Source organism: Klebsiella sp. 1SOBk5mer, assembly GCF_046603115.1.
GTDB lineage: Bacteria > Pseudomonadota > Gammaproteobacteria > Enterobacterales > Enterobacteriaceae > Klebsiella > Klebsiella quasipneumoniae.
This window is the reverse complement of sequence record NZ_JBKIUU010000002.1, coordinates 43,309-64,668: the sequence shown is the minus strand read 5'-3', so window position 1 is coordinate 64,668 and position 21,360 is coordinate 43,309. Positions and strand designations below refer to the sequence as shown.

The following is a 21,360-nucleotide window of genomic DNA, read 5'->3' as shown; positions in this document are numbered from 1 at the left end:
AATAATGAATAATGCTGATGCTCAGTTAGCGACCTGCTATGGGCCGGTAAGCCAGACGTTTCTCGATCGCGCGGCTAAGATCCGTCTACTGATCCTCGATGTCGACGGTGTATTATCCGACGGGCTTATCTATATGGGTAATCACGGCGAGGAGCTGAAAGCGTTCAACGTCCGCGATGGCTATGGTATCCGCTGCGCGCTGACCTCTGGCATTGAAGTGGCGATTATTACCGGACGAAAAGCTAAACTGGTAGAAGATCGCTGTCAGACGCTGGGCATTACGCATTTGTATCAGGGGCAGTCGGACAAGCTGCTGGCGTTCCGCGATCTCACTGACAAACTGGGCGTGCGGCCAGAGGAAGTCGCCTACATCGGCGACGATCTGATTGACTGGCCGGTGATGGCCGAAGTGGGCCTCAGCGTCGCCGTCGCGGATGCGCATCCGCTGCTGCTGCCGCGCGCCGATTACATCACCCGGATTAATGGCGGACGCGGCGCGGTACGCGAAGTCTGCGATTTGTTACTATTGGCGCAGGGCAAGCTGGATGAGGCCAAAGGGCAATCAATATGAGTAAAACCAGACGTTGGGTTATCATTTTACTGTCGCTGCTTGCGCTGATCCTCATCGGCCTGAATCTGGCGAATACAGACGACACGGCCCAGCCGGAGGTCAATCCCAACGACCCGACGTATAAAAGCGAACACACTGACACCGTGGTGTACAGTCCGGAAGGCGCCCTGAGCTATCGGCTGATCGCCGAGCACGTGGAGTATTTTTCCGATCAGGAGGTCTCCTGGTTTACCAAACCGGTGATGACCACCTTTGATACCAATAAGGTGCCGACCTGGTCAGTCAGGGCTGATAAAGCGAAGCTGACAAATGACCGGATGCTCTATCTTTACGGGCACGTTGAGGTGAATGCGCTCGCGCCAGACTCTCAACTGCGCAAAATTACGACGGATAACGCCCAGATAAATCTGGTAACGCAGGACGTTACCTCCGATGACATGGTGACGTTATACGGCACCACATTTAATTCCAGCGGCCTGAAAATGCGTGGAAACCTTCGCAGCAAAAATGCCGAGCTGATTGAAAAGGTGAGAACCTCTTATGAAATTCAGAACAAACAAACTCAGCCTTAAGATTGCGCTCGCCGGCGCGTTACTGGCCGCCAGCCTGCCGGCCCTCGCCAAGACGGGCGATACCGATCAGCCGATCCATATCGAATCCGATCAGCAGTCGCTGGATATGCAGGGCAACGTCGTCACCTTCACCGGTAACGTGGTCGTGACTCAGGGGACGATCAAGATTAACGCTGATAAAGTGGTAGTCACCCGTCCGGGCAATGAAAAAGGCAAAGAGGTGATCGAAGGTTTCGGTAACCCGGCCACCTTCTACCAGATGCAGGATAACGGCAAACCGGTAAAAGGCCGGGCGTCGAAAATGCGCTATGAGCTGCAGAACGATTACGTCGTGCTGACCGGCAACGCGTACCTTGAACAGCTCGACAGTAACATCAAGGGCGACAAGATCACCTATCTGGTGAAAGAGCAAAAAATGCAGGCCTTCAGCGACAAAGGTCGACGCGTCACCACCGTTCTGGTGCCGTCCGAGCTGCAGGACAAAAGCGGCAACCAGCAAAAGAAGAGTAACTAATCCGTTATGGCAACCTTAACTGCGAAGAATCTCGCTAAAGCGTATAAAGGCCGCCGCGTGGTGGAAGATGTCAGTCTCACCGTTAACTCGGGGGAGATTGTCGGCTTGCTCGGCCCCAACGGCGCCGGTAAAACCACCACCTTCTACATGGTGGTCGGGATTGTGCCGCGCGACGCGGGCAATATCATCATTGATGACGAAGACATCAGCCTGCTGCCGCTGCACGCGCGCGCGCGCCGGGGGATCGGCTATCTGCCGCAGGAAGCCTCGATTTTCCGTCGCCTGAGCGTCTATGACAACCTGATGGCGGTCCTGCAGATCCGTGACGATTTGAGCAGCGAACAGCGGGAAGATCGCGCCAAAGAGCTGATGGAAGAGTTTCATATTGAGCACCTGCGTGACAGCCTCGGTCAGGCGCTCTCCGGTGGCGAACGCCGCCGCGTCGAAATCGCTCGCGCGCTGGCGGCAAACCCGAAATTTATTCTTCTGGATGAACCCTTTGCCGGCGTGGATCCGATCTCGGTTATCGATATCAAACGCATCATTGAGCATTTGCGCGACAGCGGCCTCGGCGTACTGATTACCGATCATAACGTCAGAGAGACGCTCGCCGTCTGCGAACGCGCGTATATTGTCAGTCAGGGACACCTTATCGCTCATGGTACACCGCAGCAGATCCTCGAAGATGAGCAGGTTAAGCGCGTGTATCTTGGGGAAGACTTCAGACTCTGATAGGGTAGAGGTTACAGACGTTTTAGCCGGAGATATTTACCCTGAACATGAAGCAAGGTTTGCAATTAAGGCTTAGCCAACAGCTTGCCATGACGCCGCAGCTGCAGCAGGCGATTCGTTTGCTGCAGTTGTCCACGTTAGAACTCCAGCAAGAGCTCCAGCAAGCGCTGGAAAGTAACCCGTTGCTTGAGCAAACCGATCTTCACGACGAGGTAGAGGCGAAAGAGGTGGAGGACCGCGAGTCTCTCGATACCGTCGACGCGCTTGAGCAAAAAGAGATGCCCGACGAGCTTCCTCTCGATGCCAGCTGGGATGAAATCTATACCGCCGGTACGCCGTCAGGCAACGGCGTGGACTATCAGGACGACGAACTCCCCGTTTATCAAGGCGAGACTACCCAGACGCTGCAGGATTACCTGATGTGGCAGGTCGAGCTGACGCCCTTCACCGATACCGACCGCGCCATCGCCACCTCCATTGTCGACGCCGTCGACGATACGGGCTACCTCACCGTTCAGATTGAAGATATCGTCGACAGCATCGGCGATGAGGAGATCGGCCTCGAAGAAGTGGAAGCCGTCCTGAAGCGCATCCAGCGTTTCGATCCGGTTGGCGTCGCGGCGAAAGATCTGCGCGACTGCCTGCTGATCCAGCTCTCGCAGTTCGCCAAAGAGACGCCATGGCTGGAAGAGGCCCGGCTGATTATCAGCGATCATCTCGATCTTCTGGCCAACCATGATTTCCGCACCCTGATGCGGGTGACCCGCCTGAAAGAAGAGGTGCTGAAAGAGGCGGTAAATCTGATCCAGTCCCTGGATCCCCGTCCTGGCCAGTCCATTCAAACCAGCGAACCGGAATATGTCATTCCCGACGTGCTGGTGCGCAAGGTCAGCGGCCGCTGGACCGTGGAGCTCAATGCCGACAGCATTCCACGGCTGAAAATTAATCAGCAGTATGCGGCAATGGGCAACAGCGCCCGCAATGACGCCGACGGCCAGTTCATTCGCAGCAATCTTCAGGAAGCCCGCTGGCTGATCAAAAGTCTTGAAAGCCGCAACGATACCCTGCTTCGCGTCAGCCGCTGCATCGTAGAACAGCAGCAGGCTTTTTTCGAACAGGGTGAAGAGTATATGAAGCCGATGGTGCTGGCCGATATCGCCCAGGCCGTCGAGATGCATGAATCGACGATTTCCCGTGTCACCACGCAAAAATATCTGCACAGTCCGCGCGGTATTTTTGAACTGAAGTATTTCTTCTCCAGCCATGTTAATACCGAAGGCGGCGGCGAAGCCTCGTCGACGGCGATTCGCGCGCTGGTGAAGAAACTCATCGCCGCGGAAAACCCCGCGAAGCCGTTGAGCGACAGTAAGCTCACCTCCATGTTGTCCGAGCAGGGTATCATGGTCGCGCGCCGCACTGTCGCGAAGTACAGAGAGTCTTTATCCATCCCGCCGTCAAACCAGCGTAAACAACTGGTCTGACACAACCGATAAGGAAGACACTATGCAGCTCAACATTACAGGACACAACGTCGAGATCACTCCCGCGATGCGCGACTTCGTCACGGCGAAGTTCAGCAAGCTGGAACAATTTTTCGACCGGATCAATCAGGTCTATATTGTGTTAAAAGTAGAGAAAGTGACGCAAATTGCGGACGCGAATCTGCATGTCAACGGTGGCGAAATCCATGCCAGTGCGGAAGGGCAGGATATGTATGCGGCTGTCGATGGTCTTATCGACAAGCTGGCAAGGCAGTTAACGAAGCATAAAGATAAACTAAAACAACACTAATTGTCCGGGCCCCCCTGCGTCCGCCGTCAGTTAACATCGGCGACGGGCGCGGGGGCGCTCAGGTGAAATTATGATGAACAACGATTCGGCTCTACAACTGAGCAACGTCCTGAACCAGGAATGTACCCGTAGCCAGGTTCACTGCCAGAGCAAGAAGCGTGCTCTGGAAATCATTAGCGAACTGGCCGCCAAACAGTTAAGTTTGCCGCCGCAGGTGGTGTTCGAAGCGATCCTCACCCGCGAAAAAATGGGCAGTACCGGGATTGGCAATGGTATCGCCATTCCCCACGGAAAACTGGAAGAGGATACGCTGCGTGCTGTCGGCGTTTTTGTCCAGCTGGAAACCCCCATCGCCTTCGACGCGATCGACAATCAGCCTGTCGACCTGCTGTTCGCGCTGCTGGTGCCGGCCGATCAGACAAAAACCCACCTGCATACGCTCTCCCTGGTGGCCAAACGACTGGCCGACAAAGCGATTTGTCGTCGCCTGCGCGCGGCGCAGAGCGATGAAGAGTTGTATGAGATCATCACCGAAGCAGGAAGCAGCGATGACGCATAACGGCAGTCGCACCTTATCCTTTATCGTACTGAGGAGAAACGGTACATGGTACTGATGATCGTCAGCGGCCGCTCGGGCTCGGGTAAATCCGTCGCTCTGCGAGCGCTGGAAGATATGGGCTTTTACTGCGTGGATAACCTGCCGGTCGTGCTGCTGCCCGATCTGGCACGGTCGCTGGCTGACCGCAATATTTCGGCGGCCGTCAGCATCGACGTGCGGAACATGCCGGAATCACCGGAGATCTTCGAGCAGGCCATGAAAAACCTGCCGGAGTGCTTTTCGCCGCAGCTGCTGTTTCTCGATGCCGATCGCAACACGCTGATCCGTCGATACAGCGACACCCGTCGCCTGCATCCGCTGTCGAGCAAGAATTTGTCGCTGGAAAGCGCCATCGACGAAGAGAGCGATCTGCTGGAGCCCCTGCGCTCGCGGGCCGACCTGATTGTCGATACCTCGGAGATGTCGGTTCACGAGCTGGCGGAAATGTTGCGCACCCGGCTGCTGGGTAAACGTGAACGCGAACTGACCATGGTCTTCGAATCCTTCGGCTTTAAGCACGGTATCCCGATCGATGCCGATTACGTCTTTGACGTGCGCTTTCTGCCAAACCCGCACTGGGATCCGAAGCTGCGTCCTATGACCGGTCTGGATAAACCGGTGGCCGCCTTCCTCGATCGGCACACCGAAGTGCACAACTTTATTTACCAGACCCGGAGCTATCTTGAGCTATGGTTACCGATGCTGGAGACCAACAATCGCAGCTATCTGACGGTGGCCATTGGCTGTACCGGCGGTAAACATCGTTCGGTTTATATTGCTGAACAACTGGCTGACTACTTCCGCTCGCGCGGCAAAAACGTACAGTCTCGTCATCGGACGCTGGAAAAACGTAAATCATGACCGTAAAGCAGACCGTTGAAATCACCAATAAGCTGGGCATGCACGCCCGCCCGGCGATGAAGCTGTTCGAACTAATGCAGAATTTCGATGCCGAAGTGTTGCTGCGCAATGATGAAGGCACTGAGGCGGAAGCCAACAGCGTCATTGCCCTGCTGATGCTGGACTCGGCGAAAGGACGGCAGATAGAGGTGGAGGCCAGCGGTCCGCAGGAAGTGGAAGCCCTCGCCGCGGTGATTGCCCTGTTTAATGCCGGGTTTGACGAAGATTAAACGTGATGCTTCCCGGCGACGGACGACTGGCGACTGTACCAGCCCCGGCGCCGGATTAACCCGCTAATAGAGCTTATGCTCACGCATGAACCCTTCTCCACCCAGCTGTCGCATCTGACGTAAGATCCAGGCCTGGCGGTTGCGCACATAGCCCGAAGGCGCGTCGGCGCGATAGCGGATCGGGTTTGGCAGCACCGCGGCCAGCAGAGCCGCTTCCCCCGGCGTCAACTGGCTGGCGGGCTTATGAAAATAGCGCTGGGCGGCCGCTTCCACGCCAAAAATCCCATCGCCAAACTCGGCAATATTCAGGTAGACGGTCAGGATCCGCTTTTTACTCCACACGGTTTCCATGCCGACGGTCAACCCGGCCTCCAGCCCCTTGCGCAGCCAGCTACGTCCATCCCACAGAAACAGGTTTTTCGCCGTCTGCTGCGACAGCGTTGATGCGCCGCGAATGCGGGTATCGTGACGCTCATTGTGCGCCAGCGCCTTTTCTATCGCCGGGACGTCAAACCCCCAGTGTTCCGGGAACTTCTGATCTTCGGCGGCAATCACCGCCAGCCCCATCCACGGGGAGATGTTATCCATGGCGACCCAGTCGGAGTGCGCCAGATAGTGGACATTTCCGGACAGCCAGACGCTAACCTGCCGCTCAAGCATGACCGCCGAAAAGGGCACCGGCAGCACGCTAAACAGCGCGATCCCCCCGCCCCAGAAGACGGCGGCGATCAGCAGCAGACGCAGCGCCAGTCGTTTAAGCAGCGCGAAGGGCGCAATGCGGAGCTTCATGCGCTCAGCGCCAGCACGCGGGCGACCAGTTTTTCGATCCCGGTAGCGGCTTGCGCAATATTCTCCGCCAGCATATACGCCGGAGTGGTAACCACTTTGTTCTCTTCATCCACCACGATGTCGTCGACCGGGCAAGGCACATGCTCCGCCCCCATCTCCTCCACCACATCGGCGGTGTCGAGATCGGTCCCGATAGTCATCCGCAGCGGAAACGCAAAGATCTTCGGCAGCAGCGCCGGAGCGATGCACATAAAGCCCAGCGGCTTGCCGGCCTGATGCATCGCCAGCGTCAGGGCCCGCAGGTCGCGGTCCACCTCGCATTCGCTGCCCTCGGCGGCGAAGCTGCTTAAGTTTTTCGCCGCGCCGAAGCCGCCGGGGACGATCAGCGCGTCCAGCGTCTCCTCACGCGCCTGCGCCAGCGGCAGGATGTCGCCGCGGGCGATGCGCGCCGCTTCAACCAGCACGTTGCGTTGCTCGGTCAACGGTTCGCCCGTCAGATGGTTGATGACGTCGCGCTGCGGTTTATCGGGCGCAAAGCAGACCGCCTGCGCGCCGTTGCGCGCGATCGCCAGCAGGGTAATCACTGCCTCATGAATTTCACTGCCGTCGTACACGCCGCAGCCGCTCAGTACCACACCAATTTTTTTCATCGCCTTCGCTCCTCCATGCAACTCGCTGAAACCAGTCAAAAATGTCGATTTACTCGCTATGCTTCACATATTTTACTGATTCATGTAACAAATTAGTTAAGCTTTGCTATCTTAATGAGCGAGCAATCCACTTCTCAGGTTGCGCCACGTAACAACATCACTCAAATCACACTGGCTCAACCACCAGTTCCCTGGTGTTGGCGCAGTATTCGCGCACCCCGGTCTGTCCGGGGTCATTTTTTCCCGGCCTTCGCCACCCACGCCTTCAGAACCGCCACGTCGTTTTGCCACTCGGATTTCATCTCTTCAACCCATTCAGCGACATTATCAGACCAGGCAGGGAGGTCCGGCGTCTGGATCTGCTGACCCAGCTGCTGGATGTGGCGCAGGCCAATAGAGCCCGCAGCCCCTTTGATCTTATGCCCCTCTTCAACGATCCCTTTTTGATCCCGGGCGGTGAGATTAGACTCAAGGACGGACATATAGCCCGGCATCATCTTCTCAAACACCGCGAGGCCATCGTTGATAAGCTTCGGTCCCACCAGTTCGATATATTGCTCAAGCATATCGGTATCCAGCACCGCATCGGCTTTATGCCGATCGGCCGCCGGCGCTTCCTGCGCCTCCTCTTCCGGCGCATCCCAGAATTTTTTAATCATGGCTGTCAGTGCCGGCACCGATAGCGGCTTGCTCAGCACATCGTCCATGCCGGCATCCAGATACTCTTTCTTATTCTTCAGCACGTTGGCGGTCAGGGCCACCAGCGGCGGCAGCTCGTCCGCGGCAAAATTCTGTTTTAGCTGACGAGAAATATCCAGTCCCGTCATATCCGGCAGCTGGATATCCAGCAGCACCAGGTCGTACTCGCCAGGCTCAAACATCTCCAGCGCGGCTTTGCCGGTCATCGCGACATCCACGCTGTTGCCCAGCTTTTCCAGCACCGAGCGCGCCACAATGACGTTGAGCTCAATATCTTCCACCAGCAGGACGTTGAGCGCCGGTAATGGCATGTCGTCTTCCGCCAGCGTATCTTCCACTTCTTCCGCAATGGCAGGCGCATGGACGGTGAGCGTAAAGGTCGCCCCTTTACCCGGCTGGCTGGTGACGCTGATATCGCCGCCCATATTGCGCGCCAGGCGACGCGATACGGCGAGGCCAATCCCGGTGCCGGTGGCGGGTTTGCCGCCGTGGCTGTCTTTGACCTGGTAATACATGGCGAATATTTTGTCCTGCTCCGCTTCAGGAATACCAATCCCGGAGTCTTCCACTTCGAAGTGCAGGATATCGCCTTCGTCATAGCGCACGCGGACGTTCACCCCTCCGCCCTGTGGGGTAAACTTCACGGCGTTGCTGATAAGATTCCACAGGATCTGCCGCAGGCGGGTGCCATCGGTGATCACCTTGTGCGGCAGCGGCAGGCTCGGCTCCAGCACAAAGCGCAGTCCCTTCTGCTGCGCCTGCAGACCGGAAAGGTTTTCCAGGTCGGCAAGGAAGCTGGTGAAGTCCACCGGCTGGTTATCGAGCTGCACCTTACGGCGCTCCATTTTATCCATGTCGATAATATCATTGAAGATATTCCCCAGCGTCACCGCTGAGACATGGATGGTTTTCAGGTATTTTTCCTGCTCGCTGGTCAGTTCGGTATCCAGCAAAATTCGGCTCAGCCCGACAATCCCGTTCAGCGGGGTACGCAGCTCATGGCTGATGGTGGAGATGAAGGTGGTTTTATCCCGGCTGGCGCGTTCGAGGGCGTCCTGATAGCGTTTTCGTTCGGTGATATCGCGTCCGAAGCCCATCAGACCACGACGCTTACCGACGCGATCGTAGTACGGGACCTTGCGGATTTCGAAGCACGCTTTACGGCCATCGGGATAGTCCAGCCACTGCTCATAGGTCAGCGATACATTGTGGCGGAACACCTTCTCATCGGTTTCCAGCACCTTTTCCGCCGCCTCTTCGCTATAGACATCCTGCGGTTTGAGGTGGATCAGCTGTTTCTCGCTTTTGCCGGTCAGCAGCTCCATCGCCCGGTTACAGCCGGAAAACTCTTTATCCTCATTGCGGTAGAAGACCAGGTCCGGGGAGGCATCGAGGAAAGAGCGCAGAAAGGAGGATTGCTGTTCGAGCTGGATCTGCGTCTCTTCACGCTCTTTCATCTCGATCTTCAGCTGCTCGAGGGTGGTCTCACGCTCGGCTTCCGCCTTTTCACGTTCGCCAATCTCCTGATTCAACTGCGCGATATTGTCTTTCAGCTGCACGTTCAGCTTCAGATCGCGCTCACGCATCTCCTCCAGTTTCTCCACCAGCCGCGAAAGACGCTGGCGGGACTCTTCAAGCTGCTCCACCACCACCGAGAGAAAATAGACCGCCCACGGGGTGATCAGTAGACCGAAGAAGATAGAGCGGATAACGTCGATGCTTTCAACCTGGCCATGCAGCACCATGGTGACCGCCATCTGTACCACGATGGCCAGCACCACCAGCGCAAGTGCCAACAGCATTGAAAAGCGGACCAGACCCAGCTTCATCATCAGGTCGACATAATACTGCGCCAGCATACGAATTTGCTTCATAAGGGATTCCTTCACGACAACTCCGCACAATAATACTCAATTCTGAGCAATGCGCTGTAAGTTGTGCAAAAAATGCGGGAAGGAGCCGATATGACGGCTGGCCGCCGAGGCGAACCAGCCGCGAAAAAGAGGTATGGTCAGGAAGGGGTTAGCGCTTGCTTAGCGCCTCCCAGAGACCTTTGAGGTAGGTCACCCCGAGTGCGCGATCGTATAAACCATAGCCCGGGCGTCCGGTCTCTCCCCAGATAAAGCGGCCATGATCCGGGCGTATATAGCCGTCGAAGCCGTTGTCGTGCAACGCTTGCATCACCTTGTACATATCCAGGGAGCCGTATTCTGACGGATGGGCGCACTCGTAAAAGTCTTTATCCTGCATCAGTTTAATATTGCGGACGTGGGCAAAATGGATCCGCTTGCGGCGGGTAAACTCAGCCAGAATAGCGTATACGTCGTTATCCGGATCTTCGGCAATCGAGCCGGTGCAGAGGGTGATGCCGTTGGCGGGTGAATCGACAGCCCGGCAGATCCAGTCCAGATCGTCGCGGTTTTTGACCACCCGCGGCAGGCCAAATATCGAGTACGGCGGATCGTCAGGGTGGATCGCCATTTTCACGCCCACCTCTTCGCAAACCGGGATCACCGCCTGCAGAAAATAGACCAGGTTCTCCCGCAGCTTATGGTCATCCACCGCGCTATATTTGGCAAACAGGGTCTGCACTTCTGCCAGCCGTTCCGGCTCCCAGCCCGGCAACGCGAAGCCGTTTGAATTCTCAAGCACCTCCTTCACCACGTCTTCCAGCCGCTTATCGATATCTTTCTTCTCAAAAGCCATCGTCAACGAGCCATCCGGCAGGACGTAGTTCATATCCGTCTTCATCCAGTCGAACACCGGCATGAAGTTATAGCAGATGACTTTGACGCCGAAGCGGGCAAGGTGGCGAATGGTCTGCTGATAGTTGGCAATATAGCGGTCACGAGAAGGGAGGCCGATTTTGATATCGTCATGGATGTTGACGCTCTCTATTACCTCCATTTTCAGGCCTGCGGCATGGGCCTGGCTGACCAGACGCTCAATTTTATCCTCCGGCCATACCTCGCCCACCGCGACGTCATAGAGCGCGCCGACCACCCCCTCCACGCCGGGGACCTGGCGTATATGCTCTAATGAAACCTTATCTTCCTCTGGTCCAAACCAGCGCATTGTCATCTGCATCGTCATCACCTGCTCAACATAGTTTAATTTCACCCTACTACCATACCAGTAATCATAATTGATTGAGCCTTAACTGTCGTGATGGCGATCACATTCCTGCTGACCGGCTCGCCGGTGAGGTCGCTTTCGCTACATTCATAATTTTTCTCAATTTATTTCAATAGATTAATCATTGCCGGGCTTTTTCTGACGACCTTCGCCAAATGTGATCCAGAGCTAGTTATGATCAATTGCATACTTGTATGGTAATAAAAGTCACGATATTTGTTCAGAAAACAGACAAGGGAAGGAACAGAAATGAGAAGCGTCGTTGTCAAAGAGCCAGGCCAACTGAACATCGAATCACGTCCGGTTCCCGCTCCGGGCGCCCACGAAGTCCGGGTGAAAATCGCCTTTGCCGGGATCTGCGGTTCCGATGTGCATATCTATCAGGGCCACAACCCCTTCGCGAAATATCCCCGCGTGATCGGCCATGAATTCTTCGGCATCATCGATGCCGTCGGCGAACAGGTCTCTCCGGCACGCATCGGCGAGCGCGTCGCGGTCGACCCTGTCGTCAGCTGCGGCCAGTGTTATCCCTGCTCGGTGGGGCGGCCGAATGTCTGTGCGCAGCTCCAGGTCATCGGGGTTCACCGCGACGGCGGATTCAGCGACTACGCCTGCGTGCCGGCGAAAAACGCCTGGAGCATTCCGGAAGCCATCAGCGATCGTCAGGCGACGATGGTTGAGCCTTTTACCATTGCGGCAAACATTACCGCCCAGCTGCAGCCCATGGCGCAGGATATCGCCCTGATCTACGGCGCAGGTCCGATGGGTCTGACGGTGATCCAGGCGCTGAAGGGGGTGTATGGCGTTAAGCAGGTGATCGTCGTGGACCGCATTGCCGAACGTCTGCAGATGGCGCGGGACAATGGCGCCGATCTGACGCTGGATAACACTCACCAGCCGCTGGCGGAACAGCTGGCGCAGCGGCAGATAGCCCCCACGCTGGTCATCGATGCCGCCTGCCACCCGGCGATCCTTCAGGAGGCCATTCTCCTCGCCTCTCCCGCCGCACGCATCGGCATACTCGGCTTCTCCGGCGAGGCGTCCACCCTCACCCAGCAAAGCATCACCAGTAAAGAGATCTCCATTTTCTCCTCCCGGCTGAACAGCGGACGTTTTCCGCTGGTCATCGACTGGATGGAGAAAGGCCTTATCCAGCCTGAGGCGTTAATCACCCACTGCATGCCGCTGGAGCAGGTAAAAGAGGCTATGGAGATTTTTGCCAACGATCGGAAAACCTGCTGCAAGGTATTACTGCAGCTGGGGTAAATACTAAATAACGGGCGACGTGAATATTGATATCCGTCGCGCCAGAGCTCAATAATATACTCATCACGGTGTCATCATGGGAAAAAATATCCGCTGGATTATCGTCCTGTTATTATTTTTAGTATATATGATTAATTATCTGGACCGGGTGGCGTTATCCATTACGGTACCGATGATTGAAAAGGATCTGGCGCTAAACGCTGAACAGTTTGGTATTATTTTCGGCAGTTTTTTCTTCGGCTACGCGGTATTTAATTTTATTGGCGGTCTGGCCGTGGATAAGTTTGGCGCAACGCTGGTCCTGGGGCTGGCGGTGGGGATGTGGTCGCTATTTTGCGGCTTAACCGCCTTTGCCACCGGCTTTTATTCCATGCTGATGCTGCGCGTTCTCTTCGGGATGGCTGAAGGCCCGATTTGCGCGTCGGCGAACAAGATGATCAACGGCTGGTTTCCTAAGAAGCAAGCGGCTACCGCCGTAGGGCTGCTCAGCGCCGGCTCTCCGCTGGGCGGCGCGGTTGCCGGCCCCATCGTCGGTTATCTGGCCCTCGCATTCGGCTGGCGCCCGGCGTTTATGATTATTTTCGCCATCGGTATTGTATGGATGGTCGTGTGGTTTTTTATTGCCGCCAACTCGCCTGACAAACATAAGCATGTCAGTCAGGAAGAGCTCATGCTCATTAATAAAATGAAGCAAGAGGAGGACGCCCTGGAAACCGTAGAAAATCAAACCACTCACTCACTGGGTTATTATCTCAAGCAGCCTATTATTCTGGTAACGGCCTTTGCGTTCTTCTGCTACAACTATATTTTGTTTTTCTTCCTCAGTTGGTTCCCGTCCTATCTGGTTCAGCAGCACCATCTGGATATTAAACAAATGAGCCTCACCACCATGATCCCATGGATAGTCGGCTTTGTCGGCCTGGCGCTGGGGGGGTATATTTCCGATAAAATTTTTAAACTCACCGGACGCCTGCTGCTGTCGCGCAAAATTGTGCTGGTGGTATGTCTGCTGATGGCCGCCATCTGTGTGGGGCTTGCCGGTACCGTCAGCAGCGTCGTTCCTGCCGTTCTGCTGATGTCGGTCTCCATCTTTTTCCTCTATGTCACCGGCGCGATCTACTGGGCGATTATCCAGGACGTGGTGCATAAATCCCGCGTCGGCGGCACCAGCGGCTTTATCCACCTTATCGGCAGCGTCTCCGGCATCGTGGGGCCGATTGTCACCGGCTATATCGTACAGTCTACCGGTAAATTCGACAGCGCCTTTGTCCTAGCCGGCACTATCGCCGCGCTCGGCGCCCTGCTGGTACTGTTCGTGATCAAAACGCCACGCGTGACAATGAAAGCCAGTCAGGCATAGTCGACAGCAATACCATGCCCGGCGCAGTCATCACGCCGGGCATCCTCTGAGACTATTTCACCGCCTGGGGCGCGACCCAGCTGCGGCCCAGCGCCGAACCCTGAGCGCCTTGCTCATTCAGATAGCGATCCAGTTCAACCATTCCGGTCCAGCGATTTTCGCACCACAGCGGCGCGAGCAGCGTGGGCCGACGGGCGCTGGCCGATATGCGATGGTAGATCACCTCCGGCGGGGTATGGCGGATCATCTCCCCGGCGGTGACGGTATACGCCTCCAGTTCGATGCCATCGAGACGACCGGCCTGCCATGCTTTTGCCATAATGCTGCCTTTAACGATATGCAGCGGGTGCAGCTTGATGCCATCCACGCCGGTGGTCACGACCCGCTCCAGCGTCTCGAGGCCGTGCTCCTGGGTCTCCCCGGGCAGGCCGACAATGAGATGCGCGCAAACCTTCAGTCCGCGCTCACGCGCCAGACGCGCGGTACGCTGGTAACAGGCGAAATCATGCCCGCGGTTAATGCGGTGCAGGGTCTTATCATGCGCGGTCTGCAGCCCCAGCTCCAGCCATACCTCATACCCCTGCTGGTGGTATTCACTGAGCAGGTCGAGAACCGCCTCCGGCACGCAGTCCGGGCGGGTGCCGACGCAGAGGCCAACGATATTCGCCTCGCTGACGGCCTGGCGATACATCGAGCGGAGCACCTGCACTTCAGCAAAGGTGCTGGTATAAGCCTGAAAATAGGCCAGATAGCGCTTTGCCCGGTTAACGAGCTGCGCCTGATGGGCGAGCTGTTCGGCGATGGATCGATGCTGCTGGGCTTCATCCGCAAACGAGGCCACGTTACAGAAAGTGCAGCCGCCACGGCCCAGCGTACCGTCGCGGTTCGGGCAGCTAAAACCGCCGTGCAGCGTTAGCTTATGGACCTTTTCGCCATAGCGGCGCAGAAGATCCCCACCAAACATATTGACTAATTTCTGTAACTGCATAATCTGATAGACCGGCCTCAACAAAGGGGGCCAAGCCTGCCACTTTTCGTCACCGACGGCGATGACCTGGATCAATCGTCAGCGCGGCGCCCCGCTTCATTGCATAAACAATCATGATTACTGCAATTTCATTCACCCACAGGGTAATGAGTTTTCCTTATATTTCTTCATCGCACGGCCCTAATCTACTTTATGGTAAAAAACAGTATTAATATCCACCACATAAATTTATAGCAGTCGAATATGCTAATAATGAAATATATTTCAGCGCAGATCGGTAATGCAAAGCCGCGCGCACAGTGAGACAGATCACACTAGTCTTACCCTCTGCAGACGTATCCAAAGCATAAAAAATGGCATTATCTATTTTAAAAACAAAAAGTTAACACCTGTATAGCACATTTTTGTATTAATAAGATTGCCATTTGACGTAAGTGTGGATTCCCGATAAGTTGGGAATCCGCTGGAAGCTTTCTGGATGAGCACTCTGCTCATCATATTTATGCAGTAATTGAGATTCCCTCTTAACAGCAAGTCCTCAAACTTGTGTACCGATGCAAAAAGGATTTAAAGAGGGCGAATGCGAGGTGCAAACCCCGTCGCCATGCTCTTTCTGTGCCTGTGCGCAATCGGTATCGGAGGGGGTCCGTAGAGCCTGGGGAGGTTCACTGATATGTTGTACGACAAATCCCTTGAGAGGGATAACTGTGGTTTCGGCCTGATCGCCCACATAGAAGGCGAACCTAGCCACAAGGTAGTGCGAACCGCGATACACGCACTGGCCCGCATGCAGCACCGTGGCGCAATCCTTGCCGATGGTAAAACCGGCGACGGTTGCGGTCTGCTGCTGCAAAAACCCGATCGTTTCTTCCGCATCGTTGCCGAAGAGCGCGGCTGGCGTTTAGCCAAAAACTACGCCGTTGGGATGCTGTTCCTGAATAAAGATCCTGAACTGGCGAAAGCGGCACGCCGCATCGTTGAAGAAGAACTTCAGCTTGAGACCCTGTCGATTGTTGGCTGGCGCGATGTGCCGACCAACGAAGGCGTGCTCGGTGAAATCGCCCTCTCCTCGCTGCCCCGTATTGAGCAAATCTTTGTTAACGCCCCGGCTGGCTGGCGCCCGCGCGATATGGAGCGTCGTCTGTTTATTGCGCGTCGTCGCATTGAAAAACGCCTGCAGGAAGACAAAGATTTCTACGTTTGTAGCTTGTCCAACCTGGTCAACATCTATAAAGGTCTGTGTATGCCGGCGGATTTGCCGCGCTTCTACCTGGACCTCGCGGACCTGCGCCTGGAGTCGGCTATCTGCCTGTTCCATCAGCGCTTCTCCACCAACACCGTACCACGCTGGCCGCTGGCGCAGCCGTTCCGCTACCTGGCGCACAACGGTGAAATCAACACCATCACCGGCAACCGCCAGTGGGCTCGCGCCCGTACCTATAAATTCCAGACCCCGCTGATCCCGGACCTGCACGACGCCGCGCCGTTCGTTAACGAAACCGGCTCCGACTCCAGTTCAATGGACAACATGCTGGAGCTGCTGCTGGCCGGCGGGATGGACATCGTGCGCGCCATGCGTCTGCTGGTGCCGCCAGCCTGGCAGAACAACCCGGATATGGATCCGGAGCTGCGTTCGTTCTTCGACTTTAACTCCATGCATATGGAGCCATGGGACGGCCCGGCGGGCATCGTCATGTCCGATGGTCGCTACGCGGCCTGTAACCTCGACCGTAATGGCCTGCGCCCGGCGCGCTACGTCATTACCAAAGATAAGCTCATCACCTGCGCCTCTGAAGTCGGCATCTGGGACTACCAGCCGGACGAGGTGGTTGAGAAAGGCCGCGTGGGTCCGGGTGAGCTGATGGTTATCGATACCCGTGCCGGACGCATTCTGCACTCAGCGGAAACCGATGACGATCTGAAGAGCCGCCATCCGTATAAAGAGTGGATGGAGAAAAACGTTCGTCGCCTGGTGCCGTTTGAAGATCTGCCGGACGAAGAGGTTGGCAGCCGCCAGCTGGACGACGATCTGCTGGCCAGCTACCAGAAACAGTTTAACTACAGCGCGGAAGAGCTGGACTCGGTGCTGCGCGTGCTCGGCGAAAATGGCCAGGAAGCGGTCGGCTCAATGGGCGATGACACGCCTTTCGCCGTCCTTTCCAGCCAGCCGCGCATTATCTACGATTATTTCCGTCAGCAGTTCGCCCAGGTGACGAACCCGCCTATCGATCCGCTGCGTGAAGCGCACGTCATGTCGCTGGCCACCAGCATCGGGCGCGAAATGAACGTCTTCTGCGAAGCGGAAGGCCAGGCGCATCGTCTGAGCTTCAAATCGCCGATCCTGCTGTACTCCGATTTCAAACAGCTGACGACGATGGAAGAAGAGCACTATCGTGCAGACGTCCTCGACATCACCTTCAACCCGGCAGAGGCTTCCCTCAGCGAGACGGTGAAGGCCCTGTGCGACAAAGCGGAGCAAATGGTACGCGATGGTACCGTGCTGCTGGTTCTTTCTGACCGCAACATCGCCAAAGACCGCCTGCCGGTGCCGGCGCCGATGGCCGTTGGCGCGATCCAGACCCGTCTGGTCGATAAGAGTCTGCGCTGCGATGCCAACATCATCGTTGAAACCGCCAGCGCCCGCGATCCGCATCACTTCGCCGTGCTGCTGGGCTTCGGCGCGACAGCTATCTATCCGTACCTCGCCTATGAAACGCTGGCGAAGCTGGTCGACAGCAAAGCTATCGATAAACCATACCGTGCGGTGATGCTGAACTATCGCAACGGTATCAATAAAGGTCTGTATAAGATCATGTCCAAGATGGGGATCTCGACCATCGCCTCCTACCGCTGCTCGAAGCTGTTCGAAGCGGTCGGTCTGCATCGCGATGTCTCCGATCTCTGCTTCCAGGGCGTGGTCAGTCGCATCGGCGGCGCCGGCTTCGACGATTTCCAGCAGGACCTGCTGAATCTGTCGAAACGCGCCTGGCTGGCGCGCAAGCCGCTGGCTCAGGGCGGTCTGCTGAAGTACGTTCACGGCGGCGAATATCACGCCTACAACCCGGACGTGGTGCGTACCCTGCAGCAGGCTGTGCAGAGCGGCGAGTACAGCGATTATCAACAATACGCGAAGCTGGTTAACGAACGTCCGGCGGCCACGATGCGCGATCTGCTGGCGCTCAACCCGGGCGAAGACGCCATCAGCATCGACGACGTGGAGCCGGCGAAGGAGCTGTTCAAACGCTTCGATACCGCAGCGATGTCGATCGGCGCCCTGAGTCCGGAAGCTCACGAATCGCTGGCGGAAGCGATGAACAGCATCGGCGGCTTCTCTAACTCCGGTGAAGGCGGTGAAGACCCGGCGCGCTACGGCACCAATAAAGTGTCGCGCATCAAGCAGGTGGCGTCCGGCCGCTTCGGCGTCACCCCAGCCTATCTGGTCAATGCCGACGTTATCCAGATCAAAGTCGCCCAGGGCGCGAAGCCGGGTGAAGGCGGCCAGCTGCCGGGTGATAAAGTCACTCCGTACATCGCCAAACTGCGCTATTCGGTACCGGGCGTGACGCTGATCTCCCCGCCGCCGCACCACGATATCTACTCTATCGAGGATTTGGCGCAGCTGATTTTCGACCTCAAGCAGGTCAACCCGAAAGCGATGATTTCGGTCAAACTGGTTTCTGAACCGGGCGTGGGCACCATCGCCACCGGCGTAGCCAAAGCTTATGCCGACCTGATCACCATCGCCGGCTACGACGGCGGCACCGGGGCGAGCCCGCTCTCTTCCGTGAAATATGCCGGCTGTCCGTGGGAGCTTGGTCTGGTGGAAACCCAGCAGGCGCTGGTCGCTAACGGCCTGCGTCATAAGATCCGTCTGCAGGTGGATGGCGGCCTGAAAACCGGCCTCGATATCATCAAAGCGGCGATCCTCGGCGCGGAAAGCTTTGGTTTCGGTACCGGCCCGATGGTGGCGCTGGGCTGTAAATACCTGCGTATTTGCCACCTGAACAACTGCGCGACCGGCGTGGCGACCCAGGATGACAAACTGCGTAAGAACCACTATCACGGTCTGCCGTTCAAAGTGACCAATTACTTTGAATTTATCGCCCGTGAAACCCGCGAGCTGATGGCCCAGCTGGGCGTCAAGCGCCTGGTGGATCTGATTGGCCGCACCGATCTGCTCAAAGAGCTGGATGGGTTCACCGCCAAGCAGCAGAAACTGGATCTGGGTAAACTGCTGGAGACCGCAGAGCCACATCCTGGCAAAGCGCTGTACTGCACCGAAAATAACCCGCCGTTCGATAACGGCGTGCTCAACGCCCAGCTGCTGCAGCAGGCGAAACCGTACGTGGATGAAAAGCAGAGCAAAACGTTCTGGTTCGATATCCGCAATACCGACCGCTCCGTGGGGGCCTCGCTGTCCGGGTATATTGCCCAGACCCATGGCGACCAGGGACTGGCGGGCGACCCGATCGTCGCTCACTTTAGCGGCACCGCGGGCCAGAGCTTCGGCGTGTGGAACGCCGGCGGCGTGGAACTGCATCTGACGGGCGACGCCAACGACTATGTCGGCAAAGGCATGGCGGGCGGTCTGCTGGCCATTCGTCCGCCGGTGGGCTCCGCTTTCCGCAGCCACGAAGCCAGCATTATCGGCAACACCTGCCTGTACGGCGCGACCGGTGGTCGTCTGTACGCCGCAGGCCGCGCAGGTGAGCGTTTCGCGGTGCGTAACTCCGGCGCCATCACCGTGGTGGAAGGCATCGGCGACAACGGCTGTGAATACATGACCGGCGGTATCGTCTGCGTGCTCGGTAAAACCGGCGTCAACTTTGGCGCAGGGATGACCGGCGGCTTTGCCTATGTCCTGGATGAAGATGGCGACTTCCGTAAACGCGTGAACCCGGAGCTGGTGGAAGTGCTGGACGTTGACTCTCTGGCCATCCATGAAGAGCACCTGCGCGGTTTAATCACCGAGCACGTGCAGCTTACCGGTTCGCAACGCGGCGAAGAGATCCTCGCCAACTGGCCGGCCTTCTCCGCGAAGTTTGCGCTGGTTAAACCGAAGTCCAGCGATGTTAAAGCACTGTTGGGTCACCGTAGTCGTTCCGCAGCTGAGCTGCGGGTGCAGGCGCAGTAAGGGGTTAAGATGAGTCAGAACGTTTATCAATTTATCGACCTGCAGCGCGTTGATCCGCCAAAGAAACCGCTGAAGATCCGTAAAATTGAATTTGTGGAAATTTACGAGCCGTTTTCAGAAGGCCAGGCCAAGGCGCAGGCGGATCGCTGCCTCTCCTGCGGCAACCCGTACTGCGAGTGGAAGTGCCCGGTGCATAACTACATCCCGAACTGGCTGAAGCTGGCCAACGAGGGGCGTATTTTTGAGGCGGCTGAGCTGTCGCACCAGACCAACACCCTGCCGGAAGTCTGCGGGCGCGTCTGCCCGCAGGACCGCCTGTGTGAAGGCTCCTGTACGCTGAACGATGAGTTCGGCGCGGTGACCATCGGCAACATCGAACGCTATATCAATGATAAGGCATTCGAGATGGGCTGGCGTCCGGATCTCTCCGGCGTGAAACCGACCGGTAAAACCGTCGCGATCATCGGCGCTGGCCCGGCGGGCCTCGCCTGTGCCGACGTGTTGACCCGCAACGGCGTCAAGGCGGTGGTGTTTGACCGCCATCCGGAAATCGGCGGCCTGCTGACCTTCGGTATCCCGGCGTTCAAGCTGGAAAAAGAGGTGATGACCCGCCGCCGGGAGATCTTCACCGGCATGGGCATTGAGTTCAAACTCAATACCGAAGTGGGCCGCGACGTGCAGCTCGACGACCTGCTGAAAGAGTACGATGCCGTGTTCCTCGGCGTCGGCACCTATCAGTCGATGCGCGGCGGGCTGGACAATGAAGACGCCCCGGGCGTCTACGACGCGCTGCCGTTCCTGATCGCCAACACCAAGCAGATCATGGGCTTTGGCGAAACCGCCGATGAGCCCTACGTCAGCATGGAAGGCAAACGCGTGGTCGTGCTCGGCGGTGGCGATACCGCGATGGACTGCGTACGCACCTCCGTCCGCCAGAATGCGGCGCACGTGATCTGCGCCTATCGTCGTGACGAAGAGAACATGCCGGGTTCAAAACGCGAAGTGAAAAACGCGCGTGAGGAAGGCGTTGAGTTCCAGTTCAACGTCCAGCCGCTGGGCGTGGAAGTGAATGCCAACGGTAAAGTGTGCGGCGTGAAGATGGCGCGCACCGAGATGGGCCAGCCGGATGCGAAAGGCCGCCGTCGCGCGGAGATCGTCGCCGGTTCTGAGCACGTGGTGCCGGCAGACGCCGTCGTCATGGCGTTTGGCTTCCGTCCCCACAGCATGGAGTGGCTGGCGAAGCACAGCGTCGAGCTGGATTCCCAGGGCCGCATCATTGCGCCGGAAGGCAGCGAGAACGCCTTCCAGACCAGCAACCCGAAAATCTTCGCCGGTGGCGATATCGTTCGCGGTTCCGACCTGGTGGTCACCGCGATTGCGGAAGGACGTAAAGCGGCTGACGGGATCCTCAACTACCTTGAAGTCTGATTA

The 21,360-nt window shown here is 57.1% G+C and carries 18 protein-coding genes; 13 read left to right on the top strand and 5 right to left on the bottom strand.

Features of this window, described 5'->3' with window-relative positions; genetic code table 11:
• Positions 1-4 precede the first annotated feature (4 nt).
• The 9 genes from kdsC (at position 5) to npr (ending at position 5,908) form a co-directional block, all read left to right on the top strand.
• Complete coding sequence (gene kdsC / locus ACLH1U_RS05915) at positions 5-571, top strand: 3-deoxy-manno-octulosonate-8-phosphatase KdsC (protein ID WP_023319211.1); 567 nt, start codon at positions 5-7, stop codon at positions 569-571.
• A complete protein-coding gene (gene lptC / locus ACLH1U_RS05910; protein ID WP_002918413.1) occupies positions 568-1,143 on the top strand; it encodes an LPS export ABC transporter periplasmic protein LptC in 576 nt (191 codons plus the stop codon). The genes kdsC and lptC overlap by 4 nt, the downstream gene beginning before the upstream one ends.
• Positions 1,112-1,657, top strand: coding sequence for a lipopolysaccharide ABC transporter substrate-binding protein LptA (lptA, locus tag ACLH1U_RS05905; RefSeq protein WP_002918415.1), 546 nt, complete (start codon positions 1,112-1,114; stop codon positions 1,655-1,657). Before lptC ends, lptA begins: the two co-directional genes overlap by 32 nt.
• 6 nt (positions 1,658-1,663) lie before the next feature.
• The gene (lptB, locus tag ACLH1U_RS05900; protein ID WP_004206203.1) at positions 1,664-2,389 is read left to right on the top strand and encodes an LPS export ABC transporter ATP-binding protein; all 726 of its coding nucleotides are present in this window, start codon (positions 1,664-1,666) and stop codon (positions 2,387-2,389) included.
• A gap of 47 nt (positions 2,390-2,436) precedes the next feature.
• Positions 2,437-3,870 carry an RNA polymerase factor sigma-54 gene (gene rpoN / locus ACLH1U_RS05895; protein ID WP_004206204.1) on the top strand — a complete coding sequence of 478 codons (1,434 nt, stop codon included), beginning with the start codon at positions 2,437-2,439 and terminating at the stop codon, positions 3,868-3,870.
• A 22-nt stretch (positions 3,871-3,892) separates the two neighbouring features.
• Entirely contained in the window at positions 3,893-4,180 is a 288-nt protein-coding gene (hpf, locus tag ACLH1U_RS05890; RefSeq protein WP_004206206.1) for a ribosome hibernation promoting factor, read from the top strand.
• 70 nt (positions 4,181-4,250) lie between these two features.
• Positions 4,251-4,739, top strand: coding sequence for a PTS IIA-like nitrogen regulatory protein PtsN (ptsN, locus tag ACLH1U_RS05885; protein WP_004144926.1), 489 nt, complete (start codon positions 4,251-4,253; stop codon positions 4,737-4,739).
• A gap of 45 nt (positions 4,740-4,784) precedes the next feature.
• A complete protein-coding gene (rapZ, locus tag ACLH1U_RS05880) occupies positions 4,785-5,639 on the top strand; it encodes an RNase adapter RapZ (RefSeq protein ID WP_004206208.1) in 855 nt (284 codons plus the stop codon).
• The gene (gene npr / locus ACLH1U_RS05875) at positions 5,636-5,908 is read left to right on the top strand and encodes a PTS phosphocarrier protein NPr (RefSeq protein WP_002918431.1); all 273 of its coding nucleotides are present in this window, start codon (positions 5,636-5,638) and stop codon (positions 5,906-5,908) included. Before rapZ ends, npr begins: the two co-directional genes overlap by 4 nt.
• A gap of 63 nt (positions 5,909-5,971) precedes the next feature.
• Here the strand turns inward: npr and mtgA are convergent, their stop codons facing one another.
• The 4 genes from mtgA to uxuA form a co-directional block, all read right to left on the bottom strand.
• Positions 5,972-6,697 (bottom strand): monofunctional biosynthetic peptidoglycan transglycosylase, encoded by a 726-nt coding sequence (gene mtgA / locus ACLH1U_RS05870; protein WP_411299135.1) that lies wholly within the window; start codon positions 6,695-6,697, stop codon positions 5,972-5,974.
• Positions 6,694-7,347, bottom strand: coding sequence for an isoprenoid biosynthesis glyoxalase ElbB (gene elbB, locus ACLH1U_RS05865; RefSeq protein ID WP_023291132.1), 654 nt, complete (start codon positions 7,345-7,347; stop codon positions 6,694-6,696). The genes mtgA and elbB overlap by 4 nt, the downstream gene beginning before the upstream one ends.
• A 233-nt stretch (positions 7,348-7,580) precedes the next feature.
• Complete coding sequence (arcB, locus tag ACLH1U_RS05860; protein WP_032454177.1) at positions 7,581-9,920, bottom strand: aerobic respiration two-component sensor histidine kinase ArcB; 2,340 nt, start codon at positions 9,918-9,920, stop codon at positions 7,581-7,583.
• 148 nt (positions 9,921-10,068) lie between these two features.
• On the bottom strand, positions 10,069-11,133 hold the full coding sequence (gene uxuA, locus ACLH1U_RS05855) for a mannonate dehydratase (protein ID WP_025999212.1): 1,065 nt from the start codon (positions 11,131-11,133) through the stop codon (positions 10,069-10,071).
• A 297-nt stretch (positions 11,134-11,430) separates the two neighbouring features.
• On the opposite strand from uxuA, the gene ACLH1U_RS05850 reads away from it, so the two are divergent.
• Both ACLH1U_RS05850 and ACLH1U_RS05845 read left to right on the top strand, forming a co-directional pair.
• Complete coding sequence (locus tag ACLH1U_RS05850; RefSeq protein ID WP_411299134.1) at positions 11,431-12,447, top strand: Zn-dependent oxidoreductase; 1,017 nt, start codon at positions 11,431-11,433, stop codon at positions 12,445-12,447.
• 76 nt (positions 12,448-12,523) lie between these two features.
• The gene (locus ACLH1U_RS05845; protein WP_032454179.1) at positions 12,524-13,807 is read left to right on the top strand and encodes an MFS transporter; all 1,284 of its coding nucleotides are present in this window, start codon (positions 12,524-12,526) and stop codon (positions 13,805-13,807) included.
• 52 nt (positions 13,808-13,859) lie between these two features.
• On the opposite strand, the gene ACLH1U_RS05840 is transcribed toward ACLH1U_RS05845, so the two are convergent.
• Positions 13,860-14,795: a TIGR01212 family radical SAM protein gene (locus tag ACLH1U_RS05840; protein ID WP_023291137.1), complete on the bottom strand. Its 936-nt coding sequence runs from the start codon at positions 14,793-14,795 to the stop codon at positions 13,860-13,862.
• Positions 14,796-15,468: 673 nt separating this feature from the next.
• On the opposite strand from ACLH1U_RS05840, the gene gltB reads away from it, so the two are divergent.
• Entirely contained in the window at positions 15,469-19,929 is a 4,461-nt protein-coding gene (gene gltB / locus ACLH1U_RS05835; protein WP_275256999.1) for a glutamate synthase large subunit, read from the top strand.
• 9 nt (positions 19,930-19,938) lie between these two features.
• Positions 19,939-21,357: a glutamate synthase subunit GltD gene (gltD, locus tag ACLH1U_RS05830; protein ID WP_032454181.1), complete on the top strand. Its 1,419-nt coding sequence runs from the start codon at positions 19,939-19,941 to the stop codon at positions 21,355-21,357.
• The last annotated feature ends 3 nt before the right edge of the window (positions 21,358-21,360 follow it).

Bases quoted from the DNA above. Each gene is read 5' to 3' on its own strand.
- kdsC (WP_023319211.1), top strand. From the start codon at position 5: ATGAATAATGCTGATGCTCAGTTAGCGACCTGCTATGGGCCGGTAAGC.
- lptC (WP_002918413.1), top strand. From the start codon at position 568: ATGAGTAAAACCAGACGTTGGGTTATCATTTTACTGTCGCTGCTTGCG.
- lptA (WP_002918415.1), top strand. From the start codon at position 1,112: ATGAAATTCAGAACAAACAAACTCAGCCTTAAGATTGCGCTCGCCGGC.
- lptB (WP_004206203.1), top strand. From the start codon at position 1,664: ATGGCAACCTTAACTGCGAAGAATCTCGCTAAAGCGTATAAAGGCCGC.
- rpoN (WP_004206204.1), top strand. From the start codon at position 2,437: ATGAAGCAAGGTTTGCAATTAAGGCTTAGCCAACAGCTTGCCATGACG.
- hpf (WP_004206206.1), top strand. From the start codon at position 3,893: ATGCAGCTCAACATTACAGGACACAACGTCGAGATCACTCCCGCGATG.
- ptsN (WP_004144926.1), top strand. From the start codon at position 4,251: ATGATGAACAACGATTCGGCTCTACAACTGAGCAACGTCCTGAACCAG.
- rapZ (WP_004206208.1), top strand. From the start codon at position 4,785: ATGGTACTGATGATCGTCAGCGGCCGCTCGGGCTCGGGTAAATCCGTC.
- npr (WP_002918431.1), top strand. From the start codon at position 5,636: ATGACCGTAAAGCAGACCGTTGAAATCACCAATAAGCTGGGCATGCAC.
- mtgA (WP_411299135.1), bottom strand. From the start codon at position 6,697: ATGAAGCTCCGCATTGCGCCCTTCGCGCTGCTTAAACGACTGGCGCTG.
- elbB (WP_023291132.1), bottom strand. From the start codon at position 7,347: ATGAAAAAAATTGGTGTGGTACTGAGCGGCTGCGGCGTGTACGACGGC.
- arcB (WP_032454177.1), bottom strand. From the start codon at position 9,920: ATGAAGCAAATTCGTATGCTGGCGCAGTATTATGTCGACCTGATGATG.
- uxuA (WP_025999212.1), bottom strand. From the start codon at position 11,133: ATGCAGATGACAATGCGCTGGTTTGGACCAGAGGAAGATAAGGTTTCA.
- ACLH1U_RS05850 (WP_411299134.1), top strand. From the start codon at position 11,431: ATGAGAAGCGTCGTTGTCAAAGAGCCAGGCCAACTGAACATCGAATCA.
- ACLH1U_RS05845 (WP_032454179.1), top strand. From the start codon at position 12,524: ATGGGAAAAAATATCCGCTGGATTATCGTCCTGTTATTATTTTTAGTA.
- ACLH1U_RS05840 (WP_023291137.1), bottom strand. From the start codon at position 14,795: ATGCAGTTACAGAAATTAGTCAATATGTTTGGTGGGGATCTTCTGCGC.
- gltB (WP_275256999.1), top strand. From the start codon at position 15,469: ATGTTGTACGACAAATCCCTTGAGAGGGATAACTGTGGTTTCGGCCTG.
- gltD (WP_032454181.1), top strand. From the start codon at position 19,939: ATGAGTCAGAACGTTTATCAATTTATCGACCTGCAGCGCGTTGATCCG.